The sequence below is a fragment of the Microbispora sp. H10949 genome (assembly GCF_014161435.1).
Classification (GTDB): Bacteria; Actinomycetota; Actinomycetes; order Streptosporangiales; family Streptosporangiaceae; genus Microbispora; species Microbispora triticiradicis.
On the sequence record NZ_JABBWZ010000006.1, the window covers coordinates 374,515 to 391,596 of the forward strand.

The following is a 17,082-nucleotide window of genomic DNA, read 5'->3' on the forward strand; positions in this document are numbered from 1 at the left end:
CGGGGGCCTCAGTCCAGGCCCGTTCCCTCCCGCCACGCGTCGTCCGCCGCCCGGTGCCGGTGATCACGGGGGGACATGCCGAAGGCGGCGCGGAAGTTGCGGCTGAAGGTCGCGGCGTCGCTGAAACCCCAGCGGGCGGCGATGGTCTGGATGGGCCGTGCTCGCAGCAGGGGGTCGGCGAGATCGCGGTGGCACCCCTCAAGGCGGCACCGGCGAATCCAGCCCGCCACGCTCATCCCCTGCTCCTGGAAGATCTTGTACAGGTGCCGTACGGAGATCCCGTGCGCCGCAGCGATCATCTCCGCGTTCAGGTCCGGATCACCGAGCCGCTGCCGGATGAAATGGTGGATCAGCGACAGCAGAGCCTGGTGTCGCGACTCGGGCGCCAGCGCGCGGGTGGCCTCGCACCGGTGCGCGCAGGCCGCCGCGACCAGGTCGAGGGTGACGGCGCCCAGCGCCTCCGCGTCCTGGCGGGTGAGGTCGCCGGCGTTCTCCGTCAGCTGCCTCAGGTGCGCGGCCAGGACACCGGTGATCCCGGCCCGCGCGGGAAACGGAGCCGCGACGAGCCGCCCGATCATGTCGGACCGAAGGCCCAGCGAGGATCTCGGGAACTGGACGATCAGAGATTCCGCCGGCCCACGGTCGGCCCCTCGCCATCCCTGCCACGGCTGGGACGAGTCGATGAGAAGAAGGTGATTCACCGCGAAGCGCGCCTCCCGGCCCGCCTGCGTCATCGCACCGTCGCCGGCGAGAACGAGGTGGAGCTGGAAGACCTCCGGATCCGTCTGCCGGATGAGCTTCGCGGGCCGGCTCACCTGCAGCCTGCTGTGGCTCATCGCCGACAACGTGACCGCGCCGAGGTCGAACAGCCGCGCCGACGCGTTGAAGTCGGCGGGGCTGTCCGAGGCCGGCCACGTGCTCACGAGTGTCTGCGACAACGTCTGATGCCAGAAAGGAAAACGGTCCCGAGCGGCCAGGTCCCTGGTGCTCCACTCCAGAACTTGCATCCGCACCCCCCGACGCACACAAATCGGCATCAAGTTTACAGAAATCGTCAAGACGTAATTCCGCAATCTCCGGCATACCGACGTCGCATACCGAATTCCGGGTGCACCACATTCGTTAGCGGTGCAGATCTGAAAACAAGCGCCGAAGGCCGGGGCCGCCGAGGTGGAAGCGCCTGGAGTGCGATCGCGCGACCGCCGTCAGGGCGTACGGACCCGAGGGGTCCGGGCCCGCTTCGGGTTTCGGCGCGCCCGTGGGTTTGGTAAGGCTGTAGGCATGATCTTTCCCGCGAGGGCGCTCAACACCGCCGTACTCACCCTTCTGGTCGTCCCGATCACCACGGTCGCCGCCGCTCCCCAGGCGACGGCCGACGCCGGGGGCAGCTCCCACGCGGCGGCGTCGGCCCGCCGTCTCCTGGCCCAGCTGAAGGTCGCCAGGCCGCTGCCGCTCCGCGGATACAGCCATCGGCGGTTCCAGCCCCGGTGGGCGCACCACAAGGGAGCGTGCGACGCGCGGGAGGTGGTCCTCGCCCGCCAGGGGCGGGGGGTGCGCAGGGACGCGCACTGCCGCCCCGTCAAGGGCGCCTGGTACAGCCCGTACGACGGCAGGGTGCTGAAGAGCGTCAAGCAGGTCGACGTGGACCACCTGGTGCCCCTGGCGTACGCCTGGCGCTCCGGCGCCGCCCGATGGAGCCAGGCGCGTCGCCGGGCTTTCGCCAACGACCTCACCCGGCCCGAGCTGGTCGTGGTGAGCCATTCGGTGAACATGGCCAAGGGAGGCCGGGGCCCGCAGAGCTGGCGTCCGCCGCGCCGGAGCCACTGGTGCCGCTACGCCACGGCGTGGATCGCCGTCAAGCACCACCACCGGCTCTCCGTGACCGGGAAGGAGAGGACGGCCCTGCTCAACATGCTCCGCACCTGCCGGCGCTGACCCCCCGCCCGCCGCTCCCGGACCGCCTTCACGGCCGGGAGACGGCGTCGGCGGCGGTGCGCACGATGGCGGACAGCGTGTCGCCGTGGGCACCGTGCCAGTAGACGCGGCCGCAGGCGAGGCAGCGGGCGAACGCGTCGTAGCTGCGCCGGGTGCCGGGCTCCAGCGCGTCCTCCACCTCTGCCTTGCCGACCGGCGTGAGCGTTCCGTTGCAGGCGGTGCAGCGGGTCCACGGCGCCAGCGGCGGCCGGAACCGGTCGAGCACGTCGAGGAACTGGTCGTCCGGCCGTGCGCCGCGCACGTACGCGCCGTGCCGCAGCGACCGGCGGCGCAGGATGCCGCGGTCCTGCGTGAGCAGCACCCGTTCCTCGGCGCCCGCCTGCTCGATGAGGGCGTCGTCGTCCATGTCGTTGTGGTAGGCGGTGTCCAGGCCGACCAGGCGGAGACGGCGGGCCAGCGTGCCGAGATGGACGTCGAGGAGGAACCGGATGCCCGGGATGACCTGCGGCCTGCATACCGGCCGGACGTCCACGACCTCACCCGGGCGCGGCCGGTACGACGGGCCGGCCGGGCGCTCCGCCGCGGTCAGCCCGCCGACCTCGGTCAGCGGCACCCCGGCCGACTCGATCACGTGCCCGAGCGAGGAGGTCCCGTCGTAGGGCAGGAACACCTCGGGCCGCCGGTTGCGCGGCGCGAGGAAGAGCCACAGATCAGGCGAGAAGCGTACGGACAGGTCCATGCTCCCAGCATGCCCCTCGGCATGCGGGCCGCCGGGCCGCGGACGAAGGCCCCGCTGCCGCCGCCGGGGGGAGGGCGGCAGCGGGGCCGTACAGAGGGTGGGCAGGGGCTCAGGCGGCGACGGTCGTCCGGCCGCGGACCTGGAGGACGGTCAGCAGGCCGACGACGACGGTGACGGCGCCGGTGATCCAGGCGGTCCACGCCGAGGCGGCGTCGCCGTCGAAACCGAACGCCCAGGGCGAGACGAACAGCAGGGCGCCGAACGCCGCGGTCACCCAGGAACTCGCGCCGCCCGCGCCCAGGATGGACCACAGGGCGGAGACGACGAGGAGCGCGCCGAGGACGAGCAGGGGTTGCGTCGCGGCCTGGGCGTCGGCCCAGAAGAACGGCGCGACCACCGCGACCAGTCCGGCGAGGAGGGCGACGACGTCGGACAACGATCTCGTGAGATCCATCCGTGCCTCCGTACGGGAGAGATTGGCTGTGCTCCGACACTCCGTCTGATTGACCGCCCGGTCAACAACCCGTTACGTCAGGATTTCCTAACCCTGAGTGACAACGCACTGAACGCGCGGGTCGCGGACTCCGCGCCGAAACCTCCCCCTGTACGGCGATGGCCGCCCGCCCGGGAAAGTCCCGGCGCCGGCGGCCACCTTCACGAACCGGTCAGCGCCTGCCCCTGACCTTGACGGTCTCCTTGTTGTAGTTGTCGCCGGCGCCGTCCGGCTTGTAGTTCTTCTCGACGTTGCCGGCGATGTCGACGGCGAACCAGTGGACCTCCGTGGTCTGGTTCACCGTGATCCTCTGCGCGCCCTCGCGCATGCCGGCCGCGGCCAGCTTGGGCGAGTTCAGCGTCGGGCGGCCGCCGTCGAGCGTGTAGTAGACGTTCGCCGGCTCGTCGGTCGTGAACGTGAACGTCACCGAGGTGTCGTCCTTCGCGAGCTCCTTGAGCCGGGAGTCCGGCCGGTGGTGGTCCTCCCCGTACTCCCGCGCCACCTCCAGGATGGCGATCTGGCCGCCCGCGAACTCCATCGCCTCCTCGTGGCCCTCCTCGAAGGGCGGCTGGAAGCCGACCGCGCGGTACTGCTTGGTGGCCTGGTCGTAGACGTCCGCGCCGACCTCGAAGTCCCAGCCGATGATGCCGCGGTTGTACCAGTGCTCGTCGGCGCTGTTGCCCGCCGCCGAGTAGAGCACGTCGACCACCGGGCCGGTGCGCCCCGGCCAGATCGCCGTTCCGCGCCAGTCCTGCACGGCCGACAGGATGTGACCGGACGCGTTCCAGAAGAAGCTCTCGGTGCCGAAGTCGGCCCGCGGCAGCGTCTCACGCCCGGCGGTCTTGTAGGCCCCCGGAGGCCACATGAAGTAGCCGCCGTAGGAGTGCGTGTTCATGGCGAACCTGATGTTCGGGAACGTGTCGACGAGCCACACCTGGTTGCGCGTCTCGGGCTCCGAGAGCTCCGACGGCCCGCCGAACGTGTCGCTGGTGCAGGTCGTGGAGGCGCCGTTGAACCCGTCGAACACCGAGCCGACGGTGAAGTTGCGGTTGAGGTCGACACCCCAGGAGTTGCGGCGCCCCGGGTCGCCGTTGGCGACCGGGCAGTGGTCGGTCATGTTGCGCCGCTGCATGTTGAAGTCGTACATCGAGTAGTGGCCGCCGTCGGGGTTGGCCGTCGGCATCACGAAGATGTCGAGGTCGTCGACGAGCCTGCGGGTGGCCGGGTCCTCGTTGTAGTTGCGCAGCAGCCGCTCGGCGGTCTCCACGCAGGTCACGGGGGTCACCCACTCGCGGGCGTGCTCCTGGCAGTAGAGGAAGACCCCGACCTTCGAGCCGTCCCGGTGCCTGCCGATCCGCAGGGCCTTCATCTGGAACGGCCGGCGCGAGACCGTCGCCGGAGCCAGCAGGCCGTCGGTCAGCCGGGTCGCGGGGGCCTCCGCCACCAGGCCGTTCCCGGCGTTGCCCCGGTAGGTGGCGGCGGTGAGCAGCGCGGAGGCGGCGGCGTCGCCGTTGAGGGCGGCCACCACCTGCGCGGCCGTGCTGCCGATCGCCCCGGAGGCGTCGGTGGCGAGGGTGACCGCCACGTTCCCGCCGGTGACCGCGACCGACAGCGGGGTTCCGGTGGTGGCCGGCCTCACCAGCGCGACGCTCACGTCGTTGCCGCCCTCGCTGCCGTACGCCTTGGAACTCACGTAGAAGGTGCTCGCGGCGGCGGCGCCGGTCCCGCTGCCGAACTGCGCCTGGGCCGCCCGCCGGTAGCCGTTCGTCCGGTACGGCAGGTCGACGATCTCCGCGATCTTCGGGAACTGCTCGGCGAGCCCGGTGATGCGGCCGGTGACCTCGGTCGGGTCCATGTAGTGGTCGACGAAGTCCGACACGTAGTGCTTGCTCGGGGGCTTGCGCCTCTCGCCGAGCCACTTGGTCACCGGCACCGTGACCGAGCCGCCCCGGCTGCTGGTCACCGTGACCTTCGTGGGGACCTGCGCCACGGGGACGGGCGCGCTGAACCGGTGGTACATGTACTGCCCGGCGTCGGTGAAGCGGGACATGGTCGTCGTGCCGCCGGAGCCGGGGGCCGTGCCGGGACCGCTGTCCCAGGTGGCGGTCAGCACGGTCTGCGCGTCGGCCGCGCTCGACTTCACCTCGGCCGACAGGAAGCTCTGGCCGTCCAGGCTGGTGAACCACTCGGCGCGCAGCGGGGTGAGCATGTCGGTCTCCGCGGCGTCGGCGGCGGCGGAGGCGAGGGCCTGCCGCCGCTCGGCGAGGTTCGCGGCGTAGTCGCCCTGGTCGGATATCGCGTCGCGGACGTCGAAGCCCTGGTCGCGCAGGCCCTGCGCCTCGCCGGGGCTGAGCACGGCGTGCACCTCGACGCCGCCGTCGACCGGCTTGGTGTACTCGGCCAGGTCGACGCCCAGCGAGACCAGCCTGTCCACCGCCGCCTGGTCGGCGACGACGACCCGCATCAGCGCGACGCCGTTCTGCGCGGTGCCGGACACGCGGTCGGGCGGCACCGGCTGGGGTGAGGGATCGGCGAGCACCGGGAGGGCGTTCAGGGTGAGCGCCAGAGGGAGCGCGAGCACGGCCGCGTAACGCCGCGTTCGGCGGGGGGAGCTCCTCATCGGGTTTTCCTCCATCTGGCGTGCCCCTCCAGGCAGGGGGGTCGGCCGGACCGGGGCACGCAGGTCGAAGGAAGTCTTCGTCGGTGTAGGAACTTCGTCAAGGAGCTCCAACTCTCCGATTTCGGGATTTTTCCGTAATGGGACGCATTAGTGCCGAATTCAGGGTTGTGGTACACGCGCCTCATTGGTAACGGCCGTGCCGATAGCCGGAACTCTATCCGCAACCGCTGGTCTGGGGTTACTTAATGTGCTAGTCATGTTACCTAAAGTAATCGTCAAACTGCTGGAGGTGTCATGCTCGCGGGCGTACTCGCCGCCGTGGCGGCCGTCGGCCTGGTGGCCCTGTCCGTCATCCTCTTCCGCACACTGGGCCGGGGCACCGACGACCGCGATCCGGGTGGCACCTCCGCCGGCCACGCCGGGTCGATGCTCTCCTCGCTCTTCCTGCTCGTGTTCGCCATCGCGATCGTCGTGCCGTGGACCTCGGCCGACGCGGCGCGGCAGAACACCTATCTGGAGACGCAGGCCCTCGTCGAGACCTACTGGGCCGCCGCGCCCCTGCCCGTCCCCGACGCCGGCCAGTTACGCGAAGGGCTGAGGGAGTACGCGCGGTACGTCGTCGACGACGAGTGGCCGCTGATGGCCGCCGGGCGGCTCGGTCCGGAGGGGACGGACCGGCTGGAGTCCCTGCGCGCCTACGTGGCGGGACTGCCGGTGACGACGGACGAGGCCCGCGACGCGAAGAGCGCGGTGCTGGACCGGATGGCGGACCTGTTCGCCGCCCGGCGGCAGCGCGCGGCGGACGCGGGGACGGCGCCGCCGCCGGGAGTCCTCCTGCTGACGGTCGTCACGGGCGTCCTCGTCGTCGTCTTCCCGTTCCTGGCCGGGGCGAGACCCCGGGGCTTCGCGCTCATCCCGGTCACGGCCATGGCGATCCTGCTCGGCGTGGGCGTCTACCTGGCCTGGAACATCGCCCATCCCTTCAGCGGGGGCCTGGCGGTCAAGCCGGACGCCTTCGTGAGCGCCCTGCACGAGTTCCAGCGGATCCCCGAGGGCCGCTGACATGGGCCGGACGGCGGGCCTGCGCATGGCCGTCGCGGCCGTCTCCGCCTGCGCCGCGCTGTCAGCCGCGTTCCCCGGGCAGGCGCGGGCCGAGCGCCACACGCTCGCCGCGGCCGGGGCGGCGGCATTGGGGCGGCCGGAGACCGGGGGGACGGTGCGGGCGGCGGAAATCACGGCGACGGCCGTCGGCCCCGGAATCGCGCCCGGAGTTGTGGGCGGCGTGGCGGGTGCGTCCCGCACGGCTGCCGACCCGCACCGGCCGGGGGCGCGGATCGGCCTCTGCGTCGACGTGGACGTGATCGTCGGCCTGCACGTGGAGGTGGGCGTCGGAGGCCCGGCCCGCTGCATGCCGCCGACACCCGTGCCGCCGCCTCCGCCTGCCCCGCAACCCGCGCCTCCCAGCCCGCAACCACCGCCACCGCCACCGCCACCGCCACCGCCACCGGCGTCGCCGGCGCCGGCGAAGCCCAGGCCGGCCCCGCCGAAGGCGCCGCGCCCCTCCCCGCGTCCGGCCGTGCCCCGGCCGCCGGTCGTCGTGGCGCCGTCACCCCGTCCTCATGCGACTCGTCCCCATGCGACCCCGCGGCCCGTGGCCACGCCGTCGGCGTCCCCCGTCCACCGGGTGCCGGCCAGGCATGCCGCGACGCCCGTACGGCGCCGCGACCCTCTGGGGTCGCTCACGGTCGTCGTGGTCCTGTGCGTGGCGATCGCCGCCGCCGCGGCCGCCGCGTTCCGGGTGCGGTAGCCGTACGCCGTCAGCGCCGGGCCATGCCGGGAGAGGGATCGGCGAGCGCGGCGCCGAACACCCACGACGAGGTCTGGGCGATGAAGTCCCCGGGGAACCCGAGCGTGAACTCGGTGGCCTGTTCCAGCCGCTCGCGGATCTCGGGAGGGAGGGCGAGACCGGCCGAGGCGAGATTGTCCCGGAGCTGGTCGGCGGAACGCGCCCCGACGATCGGGTGGACGGCGGGGGAGCGGCTCATCGTCCACGCGATCGCCACCTGGGACGGGGTCGCCCCGAGTTCGCCGGCGGCATCCCGCACGGCCCGGGCCACGGCGTGGTCGCGGTCCGAAAGGGACTGTGCGGCCAGCCGTCCGGCGGGCGCGGGTCCGTCCGCACCGGTGTACTTGCCGGACAGCACGCCGCCCCCGAGCGGGCTCCACGCCGTGACGCCGAGCCCGAGAGACTCGGCCATGGGCAGCAGCTCCCTCTCGATGTCGCGCTGCAGCAGGCTGTACGGCACCTGCAGGCCGATGAAGGGACTCCACCCGCGCCACTCGGCGAGGGTGTTGGCACGGGCCACGACCCAGGCGGGGGCGTCGGAGATCCCCACGTACAGCACCTTGCCGGCCTGGACGGCGTCGTCCAGGGCGCGCATCGTCTCCTCGATCGGGGTGTCTCGGTCCCACATGTGCACCCAGTAGAGATCGAGGTAGTCCGTACGCAACCGGCGCAGGCTGGTCTCCAGCGAGGCCCTCAGGTTCTTGCGGTGGTTCCCCGCGGCGTTCGGGTCGGCGCGGTCCCGCGAGACGGTGTACTTCGTGCCGAGGACGAACGACTCGCGCCGGCCTTCGAGCAGCTCGCCGAGGATCTCCTCGCTGGCTCCGTCGCGGTAGTTGACGGCGGTGTCGATCGTGTTGCCGCCCGCCTCGGCGTACAGGTCGAGCATCCGGCGGCACTCCTGCGGCGGCGCGCCGACCCCGCCCTGCTCGCCGAAGGTCATCGCGCCGAGGATCAGATCGGACACGCGCAGGCCGCTCGCGCCCAGGGTTCGGTATCTCATGCCGTGGCCGATCCCCGGACGTCCTGGTCCAGTGCCCAGCGGTGCCCGCACGGATCGAGCGGCTGACCGGATAACTGTGTCATAGGCAGGACTATACACGTTGTATGGACAACGTGTCTGCCTCCCATGGCCGCTCACGGCGTGCCGACGCCACTGGCCGTCCGGTCGCTCGGGGTCCCGTGGTCCTGCACCGGCTTCGCGGCCGCTTCGTGCCTCGCCGGCCTGTCGGCCGGGAGAGCGACGGCGGGGACGACCGCGGCGGCGGTGATGCCGATCGCCCACCAGAACGCGCTCTGGAAGGCGCCGGTGGCGCCGTGGCCGAGGAGCGACTGCAGCGCGACGGCCACGATCGCGGTGCCGAACGAGGCGCCCACCTGCTGGACGATGCGGGTGTTCATGGTGGCGTGCGGGATGCCCGCCGGTTGGATGTCCCGGTAGGCGACGGACATCGGCGGGATCAGCACCGCCCCGATCCCCAGACCGCGAACCAGCAGCACGGCTCCCAGCCACCACGGGCTCGTGTCCGGCCCGGCGAGCGCGAACGGGACGGTGGCGACGGCGGCGAGCAGGAAGGCGGCGATCGTCACGGCCCGCGCCCCGAACCGGCCGACCAGCCTGCCGATCACGAAGCGCGAGACGAGCGCCCCGGCACCCTGCGGGATCATCAGCAGTCCGGCGTCCAGCACGCTGTCGCCGCGTAGCTGCTGGTAGTAGAGCGGAAGCAGGAACATTCCGGCGTACATCGCCGCGCCCGCGGCGAACAGGGCCGCGGAGGCGCTGCCGAGCGAGCGCACGCGCAGCAGCCGTACGTCGACGATCGGCTCCCGCTCGCCGGGCCGCGACGCCCAGGCGACGAACGCGGCCAGCAGGACGAGCCCGGCCGGCAGCGGCACCAGCACTCCGGCGTGGGCGATCCCGCCGTTCTCGGACAGTTGCGAGAGGCCGAGCAGGATTCCCGCCAGCGCCGGCGCGAGCAGCACCAGGCCGATCCAGTCCAGGCGCCCGCGCCCGTCCGAGGGGCCGGGGCGGCCGGCGGGCAGGAAGCGCCACGCCAGCAGCAGCCCGGCGGCGATCACCGGCACGTTGACGAGGAACAGCCAGCGCCAGCTCAGCCAGTTGAGGATCACGCCGCCGATCACCGGGCCGAGGATCGGGCCGAGCGCGACCGGCAGGCTGACGGCCGCCATCAGCCGGCTGCTGACCCGCCCGCCCGCGGCTCTCACCGCGAGCGTCTGCATCAGCGGGAAGATCAGCCCGGCGGCGAAGCCCTGCAGCACCCGGAAGCCGATCAGGGCGGCGTCGTTCCACGCCACCGCGCACAGCACCGAGGCGAGCGCGAACAGCACCAGCGCGGCCATCCAGACCCGCCTGCCGCCCCAGCGGCGCTCCGCCCACCCGGTGGCCGGGATCGCGACGGCCATCGCCAGCAGGAAGCCGGTGGTGACCCACTGGATCGTGCCGGTGGTCGAGTGCAGCTTCACGACCAGCGTGTGGATCGCCAGCGTCACCATCGTCGAGTCGAGGATCGCCGCGATCCCGCCCACGACCAGCGCGATCAGCGCGTGCTTCACCTGTGGCGACAGCTTCGCCTCGGTGGTCTCCGTCATCGTCTCGTCCCTGAGATAAGAGTGGAATCCATCTCTTAAGAGACTAGGGCGCGTTGTTAAGAAATGTAAACCTCTCTTATGATGGAGTCGTGACATCTGCCGCCGCGTCCTCTCGTCAGCGCCGGCGCGGGCCCGAGCTCGAGGCCGCGCTGCTGGACGCGGCGTGGGACGAGCTGCTCGAGGCCGGCTTCGCGAAGCTGACCATGGAGTCCGTGGCCTCCCGCGCCGGCACCGGCGTCGCCGTGCTGTACCGCCGCTGGGCCAACAAGAACCAGCTCGTGCTCGCCGCGCTCGAGCACTACCGGAACAGCCATCCGGTCGATCTCCCCGACACCGGCACCCTGCGCGGCGACCTCCTCGCCGCACTCACCGGCATGGGCGAGGCCCGCGCCGCCTTCTCCGCCATCGCCGCGGCCGCGGCCTTCTCGGGGCTGCTGGCCGATACCGGGCTCACCCCCGCTCAGGTACGCGAACGGATCCTGGGCGACCAGCCGCTCTCGCGCGTCCGGGTCATCTACCAGCGCGCCCACGACCGCGGCGAGATCGACCTGGAACGGATCCCTCCCGCGGTGCTCGCCATGCCGTTCGACCTGGTGCGCCACGACCTGCTCATGGACCTCAAGTCCCTGAAGCCCGCACGCGTGACGTCGATCGTCGACGAGATCTTCCTCCCTCTCGTCCACAGCTATCACGACGGGCCGGGGCCGGCGGGAACCGTCTCACCCGCCCCGGCCTGAGCGCCGTGGAGTCCTTGCAGCTCGTCGTATTCTGAGGGGCATGCCTTCGAAGCGCGGCGCGGAGTCGGCCCGCAGATCGGTCGCGGAGCCGGCGTCCACCGGGCTGCGGGAGCGCATCCTGTCCGCGACCCGCGAACTGCTCCGGGAGCGCCGGTTCGACACCCTCAGCGTCGCCGACATCCTCACCGCCGCGGAGGTCTCCCGGGCGAGCTTCTACTTCTACTTCCCGAGCAGGCAGGCGGTGCTCGGCGAACTGGTGCGCGACGCCGTGGCGCAGGGGCAGCAGGCCGCGCGCCCCTGGGTCGATGGGCTGCAGGACCCCGTCGCCGCCATGCGCGCGGGGGTACGGGACGGCGCCCGGCTGTGGCGCGACAACGCCGGCGTCCTCATGGCCATCGTGGAGAACCAGGGCTCGGACGAGGGCCTGCGAGCCCTCTGGCTGGAGCAGATGAACCTGTTCACCGACGCCGCCGCGGCCCGTATCGAGTCCGACCCGCAGGTTCGCGGGCGGCTCGGTGACCTGGACGTGCGCGCCGTCGCCGCGTCGCTCACCTGGATGGGCGAACGGCTCTACTACCTCGCCGCGGCCGGGGTTCCCCCGTTCCACGACGAGGAGGTGCTCGTCGACGTCCTCACCAACGCCTGGACGTCCATCCTCTACGGCCGGCCGGTCACCCCACTGGTGGAGCACCCGGCGGGGTGACCACTCCGCGCCGAGTCCGATCGGTGCGCGCCGGCGCCGCCCGGGAAGGCGGCGCCGGCTCCGTTGCAGACCTGAGGGCCGGCCCTCAGGACCGGCCGCGGGCCCGGGTGACGACCTCCTCGCCCGTGAGCGGGCTGCTGGGGTGGTGGCTCAGGCACAGCGGGGTACGCACCTTGGTGAACGACCCGCCCTCGACCGCCGCGTAGAACTGGCCGGACCGCAGCCGGGACACGTCCGGGACGTCGCCGCCCTTGGCCTTGGCCAGCTCGCGCGCCGCCGTGATCTGCGCCGGCGCGTTGAGCAGGCCGAAGAACTGCGTGGCCGCGTTGCCCGTGATCTGGTTGTGCAGCCCCTTCGGCGCCTGGGTGGCGAACACCAGCCCGAGGCCGTACTTGCGCGCCTGGGCGGCGAGGGCGAGCGTGCTCTGGGTGCAGGCGGTGGCAGCCCCGGACGGCGCGAAGGTCTGCGCCTCGTCCATCACGAACAACCCGCCGAGCGGCCGGTCTCCGGCAGGGTGCCGCTTGATCCAGGAGAACAGCGCCATCTGCAGCTGGTTGACGAAGCTCTGCCGCTGGGCGTCGGAGGTCAGGCCGGTGAGGCTGATCACCGAGACGCGGGCTCGCTTCCCCTCCGCCGGGGTCAGCAGGAGGCCGGGGTCGACCGGAACCCCCTTCCCCGCGAACAGGGGATCGCTGATCATCTCGGCCCGCAGGTGCTGGGCCATCTCGGTCGCGAGCCTGGCCGCGCCCTCGAGGCGGCTCACGCCGTCCGGCAGGTCGTCGAGCAGGGCGACGAGCCCGTTGAGCGCCGTGCCACCCTGCCGTCCGTAATGGACGACGGCCTCGCGCAGCACCGCCCGGCCCAGGTGCGCCCTCGCCGTCCTCCCGTCGACCTTGGCCCGCGGCACCAGCGCGGCGAGGGCGGCGTCCACGGCCTCCCCGAACTCGTCGGGGTCGTCGAGCACGCTGGCGAAGTCCGGCAGCGGCTGGAAGCTCAGCGGGCGTCCCTGCTCCTTGCGGGGGGTCCAGACGACCACATCGGTGTTCGCCAGATAGTCGGCGGCCCTGGCCGCGTCGTCCTCGCCCCACGCGCCGGGCGGCTCGGGCCACGCGTCGCCGAGCCGCGCCAGGTCGTTGTTCGGGTCGAGGACGACCGAAGAGACCCCCTGCAGAGCGCACTCCTCCACCAGCCGCCGGATCAGGACGGTCTTCCCCGACCCCGAACCGGCGAAGATCGCCACATGCTTCCGCAGGGCGTCCAGTGCGATCCGCACCGGCCGGTCGTCCGAGCTCGCCGCTCCGATCGTCAGGTACGGAATCGTCAGTGCATCAATGGGCGACAGTGGCCTGCGAGGGCGAGGAACCACCGGTTCCTCCGCAGGAGTCTGCTCCGCAGTCGGCACCTCGGCCGGTGGTGCCTCGGCAAAGGACGGCGGCGGCCCGAACCGCTGATCGGAAGCAGCCGGGCCGTTGCCCACGTCGCTGAGCAGCACATCATCGGTAGGGGCCGATCCGGGCGCGGCGCCGGAGACCGGGGACGGCACGTCGGACACCGGCTGGCGCGTCGGGCCGGGCACGGTCTCCTGCTGGTGCAGCCGCGCCCGCCGGTCGGGGTTGGCGACAGGCCGGGGCTGGTCCGGCCGCGTGGCCGCCCGCGAGGACCTCGCGCGCCCGGAGCCGTCGACGGCTCCGGCCCCGGACAGGCCCGGCACCGCCGCGTCGCTCAGCGCCTCGGCGAACAGCTTCACCTCGCTGGTCGGTCTGCGGGCGACCAGCCAGGCCTGAAGGTGCGGCGGGTTCTCGGCCAGCAGGGTGCGCAGCGCGGCGAAGATCCCCAGGTCGTCGTCCACGACCTGGAGGATCCGCCCACCCGCCTGCTCGAAGGCGGCCAGCGCCTCCTGGGTGACCGGCCCTTTCGCCCAGCCCTGGTTCCTGAGCACGAACAGCTTCCGCTGGGGGATCCGGTCGTTGAGCCCCGCCGCCGTCGACGCATTGAGCAGGCGGGTCAGCGCCGCGGTGTGATGGGTCGCGGAGATGGCCCGGAAGCACCAATGGGCCTCGTTCTCGGTCGCCTCGTCCAGGGTGCGCCGCAGGCGCGCGTGCAGGGGCGGCTTGGAACTCGGCGACGGGTCCTGGCTGAACACACGTCCCGCCTCACCCTGCTCGGCGATCCAGGCCTGCAGCCCGGCCGACAGCAGCCCGGGCATCACGGCGTCCTCCGTCACCGGGTCCAGCGCCCCCCCCACGTCCGCCCGCTCCCTCAGCTCTGCGAACCGCCTGTCGAGCGCGCCTAGCTCCGGCCGGGGTTTCGGGTCCACAACGATCGGGTCGATCCGCGTGTGCTCGTTGAGGCGTTCCAGCTCTGTGACCCGCCCGTTCGTCAGGCACGACTGAACGTGCTTGTCGATGCGGATGAGCAGCTGACGAGGGGTGTACTCGTGGGCCTGCCCAAACGCCTCCGGCCGCACCGGCCAGGTCGGATAGGGAGGCGTGAACCCCACCGCGCCGTACTGCGCGGCGAACCGCTTCTCCACCAGGGCGCGTCCGGTCTCCGCGTCGGGGATCGTCTTGAGCAAAGGCGTCAACCGGAACCTGTCCTGCACGGTGTCGGTGGCGTACTTCTGGATCTTCACCCAGGTGGGAGGGATAGCGGACAACACGGTCAGGGTGCGGCGCGTCACCTCGCGCAGGGTCATGAGCCCGCCGGCGATCGGCTCGACGGCCCTTCTGTACTCCGCGCTCTCCTCGCCGCCGTGGCCCATGGCGGTCGTGGACTGGGCGATCAGTGTGTCGATCTGATCCACTGCGATGACCGAGGGACCGGTCAGGGCGAGCAGCCGGGACAGGCTCCTGACGACCTCCTGCGGGGACCTGTCCTTCGTCCGGAACCCCCAGCCGCCACGCTCGCCCGGGTCGGCCTCCGGGAGGCAGGCCAGATAGGCCTCACCGATGTCCTGAGCGGTCAGGTCGCGGGACGCGCACAGCGCGAGGGCGCGTGCGATGTCCTGGGCGTCACGGCCGGCGTCCTGGTTGTACACGCGCAGGGCCCGGATGAAGACGTCCAGGTCGTCCCTCGTGAGAGGAGTGTCACCGATCACCGCGTGACGTACCGGTTGCGGCACGTCGGCCAGCAGGCACAGCCTCCAGAGCAGCTCGGTCAGCTGACTCGCCGAGTTCGCCATGGGGCGGGACAGGCTGTCGAGCATTGAGAGGAGCGTGCTCTCCCAGAAGGTCCGCGCGTCCAGGAGTCCGACGAGGAAGAAGTAGCCATCCTCCTCCTGCACCTTCTGCCGGATCCAGCCGAGCAGGTGCGTCTTGCCCGCGCCTCGCTGGCCCTGGACGACGACCCCGATCGGGCTCGCGTCCGGGCTCTCCTCCGCCTCGATGAATCCGTCGAGGATGGTCCGCACGGTCTGCCGGTGCAGGCTCTCGACATGGAACGGCGAGGGCCGCCACACGTCGTCGGCCACCCGGACGTAGTTGAATCGCAGCGCAGAGAGGGCCCGCAGCTCCTCGCTCGTCATCATGCTCCAATCAGGATCAGGTGCTTGGCCTGGTCCCCGATGGTCACCGCGGCCCGCCTGTCGTCGTCGCTCAGCGCCTTCTGGTTCGACTCGGGGATGAGGTGCACGTCGGGCTGGGCGATCATCCGGCGGAGGGCGGCGTCGACCAGTTCTCGCGGGGCCTCGCCCAGCAGCGGGCGCAGCCGGGTCAGGCTCACCCAGGCGTTCGGCCCGTCGGCGAGCTGCGCGTACGCCTTCCGGATCGACGTCTCGACGTCATCGGAGAGGAAGGTGGCCACGCTCGCGTCCGAGGCCCTCGAAACCGTCTTCTCCTGGGTGTTGATCGTCTCCTCGACTCCCATGGGGGGCGTCGTTGCGGGGTCCTGCCGGCCGAAGACGTCGGCGAGGCTGCTCTCGCTGCGGCTGACGTGCCGCTGGACGCCCGCCACAAGCGCCCTGACCGCAGCGGCGGCGAAACCGGTGCCCGGGGCGCCGACGCCGGCCCGGAAGAGCTCCGACGCGTGGTGCCAGCCCTTGTCGGTCAGCACGTGGCTGTAGGAGCGCCCCTGCTTCCGGCTGTCCACGTATCCGCCGGCGTTGAGGGCGGTCCGCTCCTTGCCGGTGATGGTGACGCCGTACTTCTCCTTGAGCTCGGGATTGGAGAGCTCCCGATCCTCGGCCATGAGGACCAGGAGGGCGCAGGTCGCGGAGAAGGACAGGGGTTTGTCAGGCATGGGGGGATCCTTCGAACGTTCCATTGCGGCGGGTGTGGAGGAAATGCTCGATCTCGGCCAGGACGGTGCCGATGTGGCCGAGGACCTGGTCGTTGGTGAAGCGGCGTACGGCGTAGCCCTCCTGCTGGAGGCGCAGATCGCGGCGCAGGTCGGCGGTGCGGCGGTGCGGGCCGAGGTGCTCGGGGCCGTCGATCTCGACGACGCAACGTTCCGCGCGGAACAGCAGGTCGACCCTGATGGGAGTGGTGAGCGGGCCCGACCGGTACGTCTGGTTCCAGGCCCGTCCCGCCGCCCATGCGCAGGAGGTCAGCGCGGTCTCCAGGCTCTTCTCGGCGGCGCTGCCGGGGTGTGGCAGCCCGGCGATGGGCGGATAGGCGAGCACCGGCAGCGGTTGGTCGTCCGCCGGACCATCGGAAAAACCGGGGCCGGCCAGTTCACGGGCGAGGGCCGCCACCTCGTCGGGGATCGGGGCGGTCACGCTCTCGACGCGATCGACCGCCCGCAGGGGCGGCCCGGTGAGCCAGACGCCGAACCGGCCGTGCTGGGCGAGCCATTCGCACCCCGTCACCAGCACCTCCTCCGCGGCGGGGGAGAGCCCGGAGGACGGCCGTACGAGGATCGCCGCCTCCGGACGCCGGTAGCCGTCGCGGAGCACCCGGGCCAGCCCCGCGGCGCGGACCTCGGGCGGGAAGGGCCCGGTCCTGCCCGCCGTACGGTTACCGGCCGCGACCCCGCTCGCGCCGGCCCGGTCACGCAGGGCCCGCTCGGCGAGGTGGGCGAGGAAGGGGGCGAAGTGCCGGGTGGTCGAGGCCGTGCGCAGGGCGAGGGCCCGTACGGCGGGGACGGCCGCGCCACCGGCCCCGGTGATGCCGTCCGCGTCCGGCAGCCAGGCGGGAAACATCGCCACCGCCGCGGTCTCCAGCTCGCCCAGCACGTCGGCGACGAGGTCCGCGGGGGTCCGGGCGGGGCGGGGAGCGTAGGCGACCAGCGCGGGCGCGTCGTCGGGGAGGGGTTCCAGCGCGAGGGCGACCGCCCCGGCGTCCTCGCCGACGTGCACGACCCGGCCGACGGGAAGATCGCTCCACGACCGCGCCATCACGCCGTCCCCACCTGCTTGGTTGAAGATCCGACAATCTTGACCCGGCAGAGGGTATCCGGCGGCGGCA

14 protein-coding genes are annotated in these 17,082 nt (G+C 72.2%); 5 read left to right on the plus strand and 9 right to left on the minus strand.

Going from position 1 to position 17,082, the window contains the following annotated elements:
* Nucleotides 1-8 precede the first annotated feature (8 nt).
* Nucleotides 9-938, minus strand: coding sequence for a helix-turn-helix domain-containing protein (locus HHX40_RS18195; protein WP_182881509.1), 930 nt, complete (start codon nucleotides 936-938; stop codon nucleotides 9-11).
* Nucleotides 939-1,281: 343 nt separating this feature from the next.
* On the opposite strand from HHX40_RS18195, the gene HHX40_RS18200 reads away from it, so the two are divergent.
* Nucleotides 1,282-1,935, plus strand: coding sequence for an HNH endonuclease family protein (locus HHX40_RS18200; RefSeq protein WP_182881510.1), 654 nt, complete (start codon nucleotides 1,282-1,284; stop codon nucleotides 1,933-1,935).
* A gap of 28 nt (nucleotides 1,936-1,963) precedes the next feature.
* Here the strand turns inward: HHX40_RS18200 and HHX40_RS18205 are convergent, their stop codons facing one another.
* The 3 genes from HHX40_RS18205 to HHX40_RS18215 all read right to left on the minus strand — a co-directional run bounded on the left by HHX40_RS18205 (nucleotide 1,964) and on the right by HHX40_RS18215 (nucleotide 5,787).
* Entirely contained in the window at nucleotides 1,964-2,674 is a 711-nt protein-coding gene (locus tag HHX40_RS18205) for a Mut7-C RNAse domain-containing protein (protein WP_182881511.1), read from the minus strand.
* A 109-nt stretch (nucleotides 2,675-2,783) separates the two neighbouring features.
* Nucleotides 2,784-3,128 (minus strand): SPW repeat domain-containing protein, encoded by a 345-nt coding sequence (locus HHX40_RS18210; RefSeq protein ID WP_111697282.1) that lies wholly within the window; start codon nucleotides 3,126-3,128, stop codon nucleotides 2,784-2,786.
* 211 nt (nucleotides 3,129-3,339) lie between these two features.
* Nucleotides 3,340-5,787 carry a M14 family zinc carboxypeptidase gene (locus tag HHX40_RS18215; protein WP_182881512.1) on the minus strand — a complete coding sequence of 816 codons (2,448 nt, stop codon included), beginning with the start codon at nucleotides 5,785-5,787 and terminating at the stop codon, nucleotides 3,340-3,342.
* 294 nt (nucleotides 5,788-6,081) lie between these two features.
* Here HHX40_RS18215 and HHX40_RS18220 point away from each other — a divergent pair, with 294 nt between their 5' ends.
* Complete coding sequence (locus HHX40_RS18220; protein WP_111697284.1) at nucleotides 6,082-6,849, plus strand: DUF4239 domain-containing protein; 768 nt, start codon at nucleotides 6,082-6,084, stop codon at nucleotides 6,847-6,849.
* Between the two features lies 1 nt (nucleotide 6,850).
* Entirely contained in the window at nucleotides 6,851-7,594 is a 744-nt protein-coding gene (locus HHX40_RS18225) for a hypothetical protein (RefSeq protein WP_182881513.1), read from the plus strand.
* Between the two features lie 10 nt (nucleotides 7,595-7,604).
* Here HHX40_RS18225 and HHX40_RS18230 read toward each other — a convergent pair whose 3' ends face one another.
* A complete protein-coding gene (locus tag HHX40_RS18230; protein WP_182881514.1) occupies nucleotides 7,605-8,633 on the minus strand; it encodes an aldo/keto reductase in 1,029 nt (342 codons plus the stop codon).
* A gap of 134 nt (nucleotides 8,634-8,767) precedes the next feature.
* Nucleotides 8,768-10,240, minus strand: a complete 1,473-nt coding sequence (locus HHX40_RS18235; protein ID WP_182881515.1) for an MDR family MFS transporter — start codon at nucleotides 10,238-10,240, stop codon at nucleotides 8,768-8,770.
* A gap of 89 nt (nucleotides 10,241-10,329) precedes the next feature.
* Between HHX40_RS18235 and HHX40_RS18240 the strand changes: the two genes are divergently transcribed.
* Together HHX40_RS18240 and HHX40_RS18245 are read left to right on the plus strand one after the other, a co-directional pair.
* A complete protein-coding gene (locus HHX40_RS18240; protein WP_182881516.1) occupies nucleotides 10,330-10,977 on the plus strand; it encodes a TetR/AcrR family transcriptional regulator in 648 nt (215 codons plus the stop codon).
* Nucleotides 10,978-11,017: 40 nt separating this feature from the next.
* Entirely contained in the window at nucleotides 11,018-11,680 is a 663-nt protein-coding gene (locus HHX40_RS18245; protein WP_182881517.1) for a TetR/AcrR family transcriptional regulator, read from the plus strand.
* A gap of 85 nt (nucleotides 11,681-11,765) precedes the next feature.
* Here HHX40_RS18245 and HHX40_RS18250 read toward each other — a convergent pair whose 3' ends face one another.
* From HHX40_RS18250 to HHX40_RS18260, 3 genes are read right to left on the minus strand one after another with little or no spacing between them, the layout of a single operon-like run.
* Entirely contained in the window at nucleotides 11,766-15,206 is a 3,441-nt protein-coding gene (locus HHX40_RS18250) for an ATP-binding protein (protein ID WP_259403696.1), read from the minus strand.
* The gene (locus tag HHX40_RS18255) at nucleotides 15,203-15,916 is read right to left on the minus strand and encodes a hypothetical protein (RefSeq protein WP_182881518.1); all 714 of its coding nucleotides are present in this window, start codon (nucleotides 15,914-15,916) and stop codon (nucleotides 15,203-15,205) included. Before HHX40_RS18255 ends, HHX40_RS18250 begins: the two co-directional genes overlap by 4 nt.
* Nucleotides 15,909-17,012, minus strand: coding sequence for a DUF559 domain-containing protein (locus HHX40_RS18260; RefSeq protein ID WP_182881519.1), 1,104 nt, complete (start codon nucleotides 17,010-17,012; stop codon nucleotides 15,909-15,911). The genes HHX40_RS18255 and HHX40_RS18260 overlap by 8 nt, the downstream gene beginning before the upstream one ends.
* Nucleotides 17,013-17,082: the final 70 nt, after the last annotated feature.

Bases quoted from the DNA above. Each gene is read 5' to 3' on its own strand.
- HHX40_RS18200 (WP_182881510.1), top strand. From the start codon at position 1,282: ATGATCTTTCCCGCGAGGGCGCTCAACACCGCCGTACTCACCCTTCTG.
- HHX40_RS18205 (WP_182881511.1), bottom strand. From the start codon at position 2,674: ATGGACCTGTCCGTACGCTTCTCGCCTGATCTGTGGCTCTTCCTCGCG.
- HHX40_RS18210 (WP_111697282.1), bottom strand. From the start codon at position 3,128: ATGGATCTCACGAGATCGTTGTCCGACGTCGTCGCCCTCCTCGCCGGA.
- HHX40_RS18215 (WP_182881512.1), bottom strand. From the start codon at position 5,787: ATGAGGAGCTCCCCCCGCCGAACGCGGCGTTACGCGGCCGTGCTCGCG.
- HHX40_RS18220 (WP_111697284.1), top strand. From the start codon at position 6,082: ATGCTCGCGGGCGTACTCGCCGCCGTGGCGGCCGTCGGCCTGGTGGCC.
- HHX40_RS18225 (WP_182881513.1), top strand. From the start codon at position 6,851: ATGGGCCGGACGGCGGGCCTGCGCATGGCCGTCGCGGCCGTCTCCGCC.
- HHX40_RS18230 (WP_182881514.1), bottom strand. From the start codon at position 8,633: ATGAGATACCGAACCCTGGGCGCGAGCGGCCTGCGCGTGTCCGATCTG.
- HHX40_RS18235 (WP_182881515.1), bottom strand. From the start codon at position 10,240: ATGACGGAGACCACCGAGGCGAAGCTGTCGCCACAGGTGAAGCACGCG.
- HHX40_RS18245 (WP_182881517.1), top strand. From the start codon at position 11,018: ATGCCTTCGAAGCGCGGCGCGGAGTCGGCCCGCAGATCGGTCGCGGAG.
- HHX40_RS18250 (WP_259403696.1), bottom strand. From the start codon at position 15,206: ATGATGACGAGCGAGGAGCTGCGGGCCCTCTCTGCGCTGCGATTCAAC.
- HHX40_RS18255 (WP_182881518.1), bottom strand. From the start codon at position 15,916: ATGCCTGACAAACCCCTGTCCTTCTCCGCGACCTGCGCCCTCCTGGTC.
- HHX40_RS18260 (WP_182881519.1), bottom strand. From the start codon at position 17,012: ATGGCGCGGTCGTGGAGCGATCTTCCCGTCGGCCGGGTCGTGCACGTC.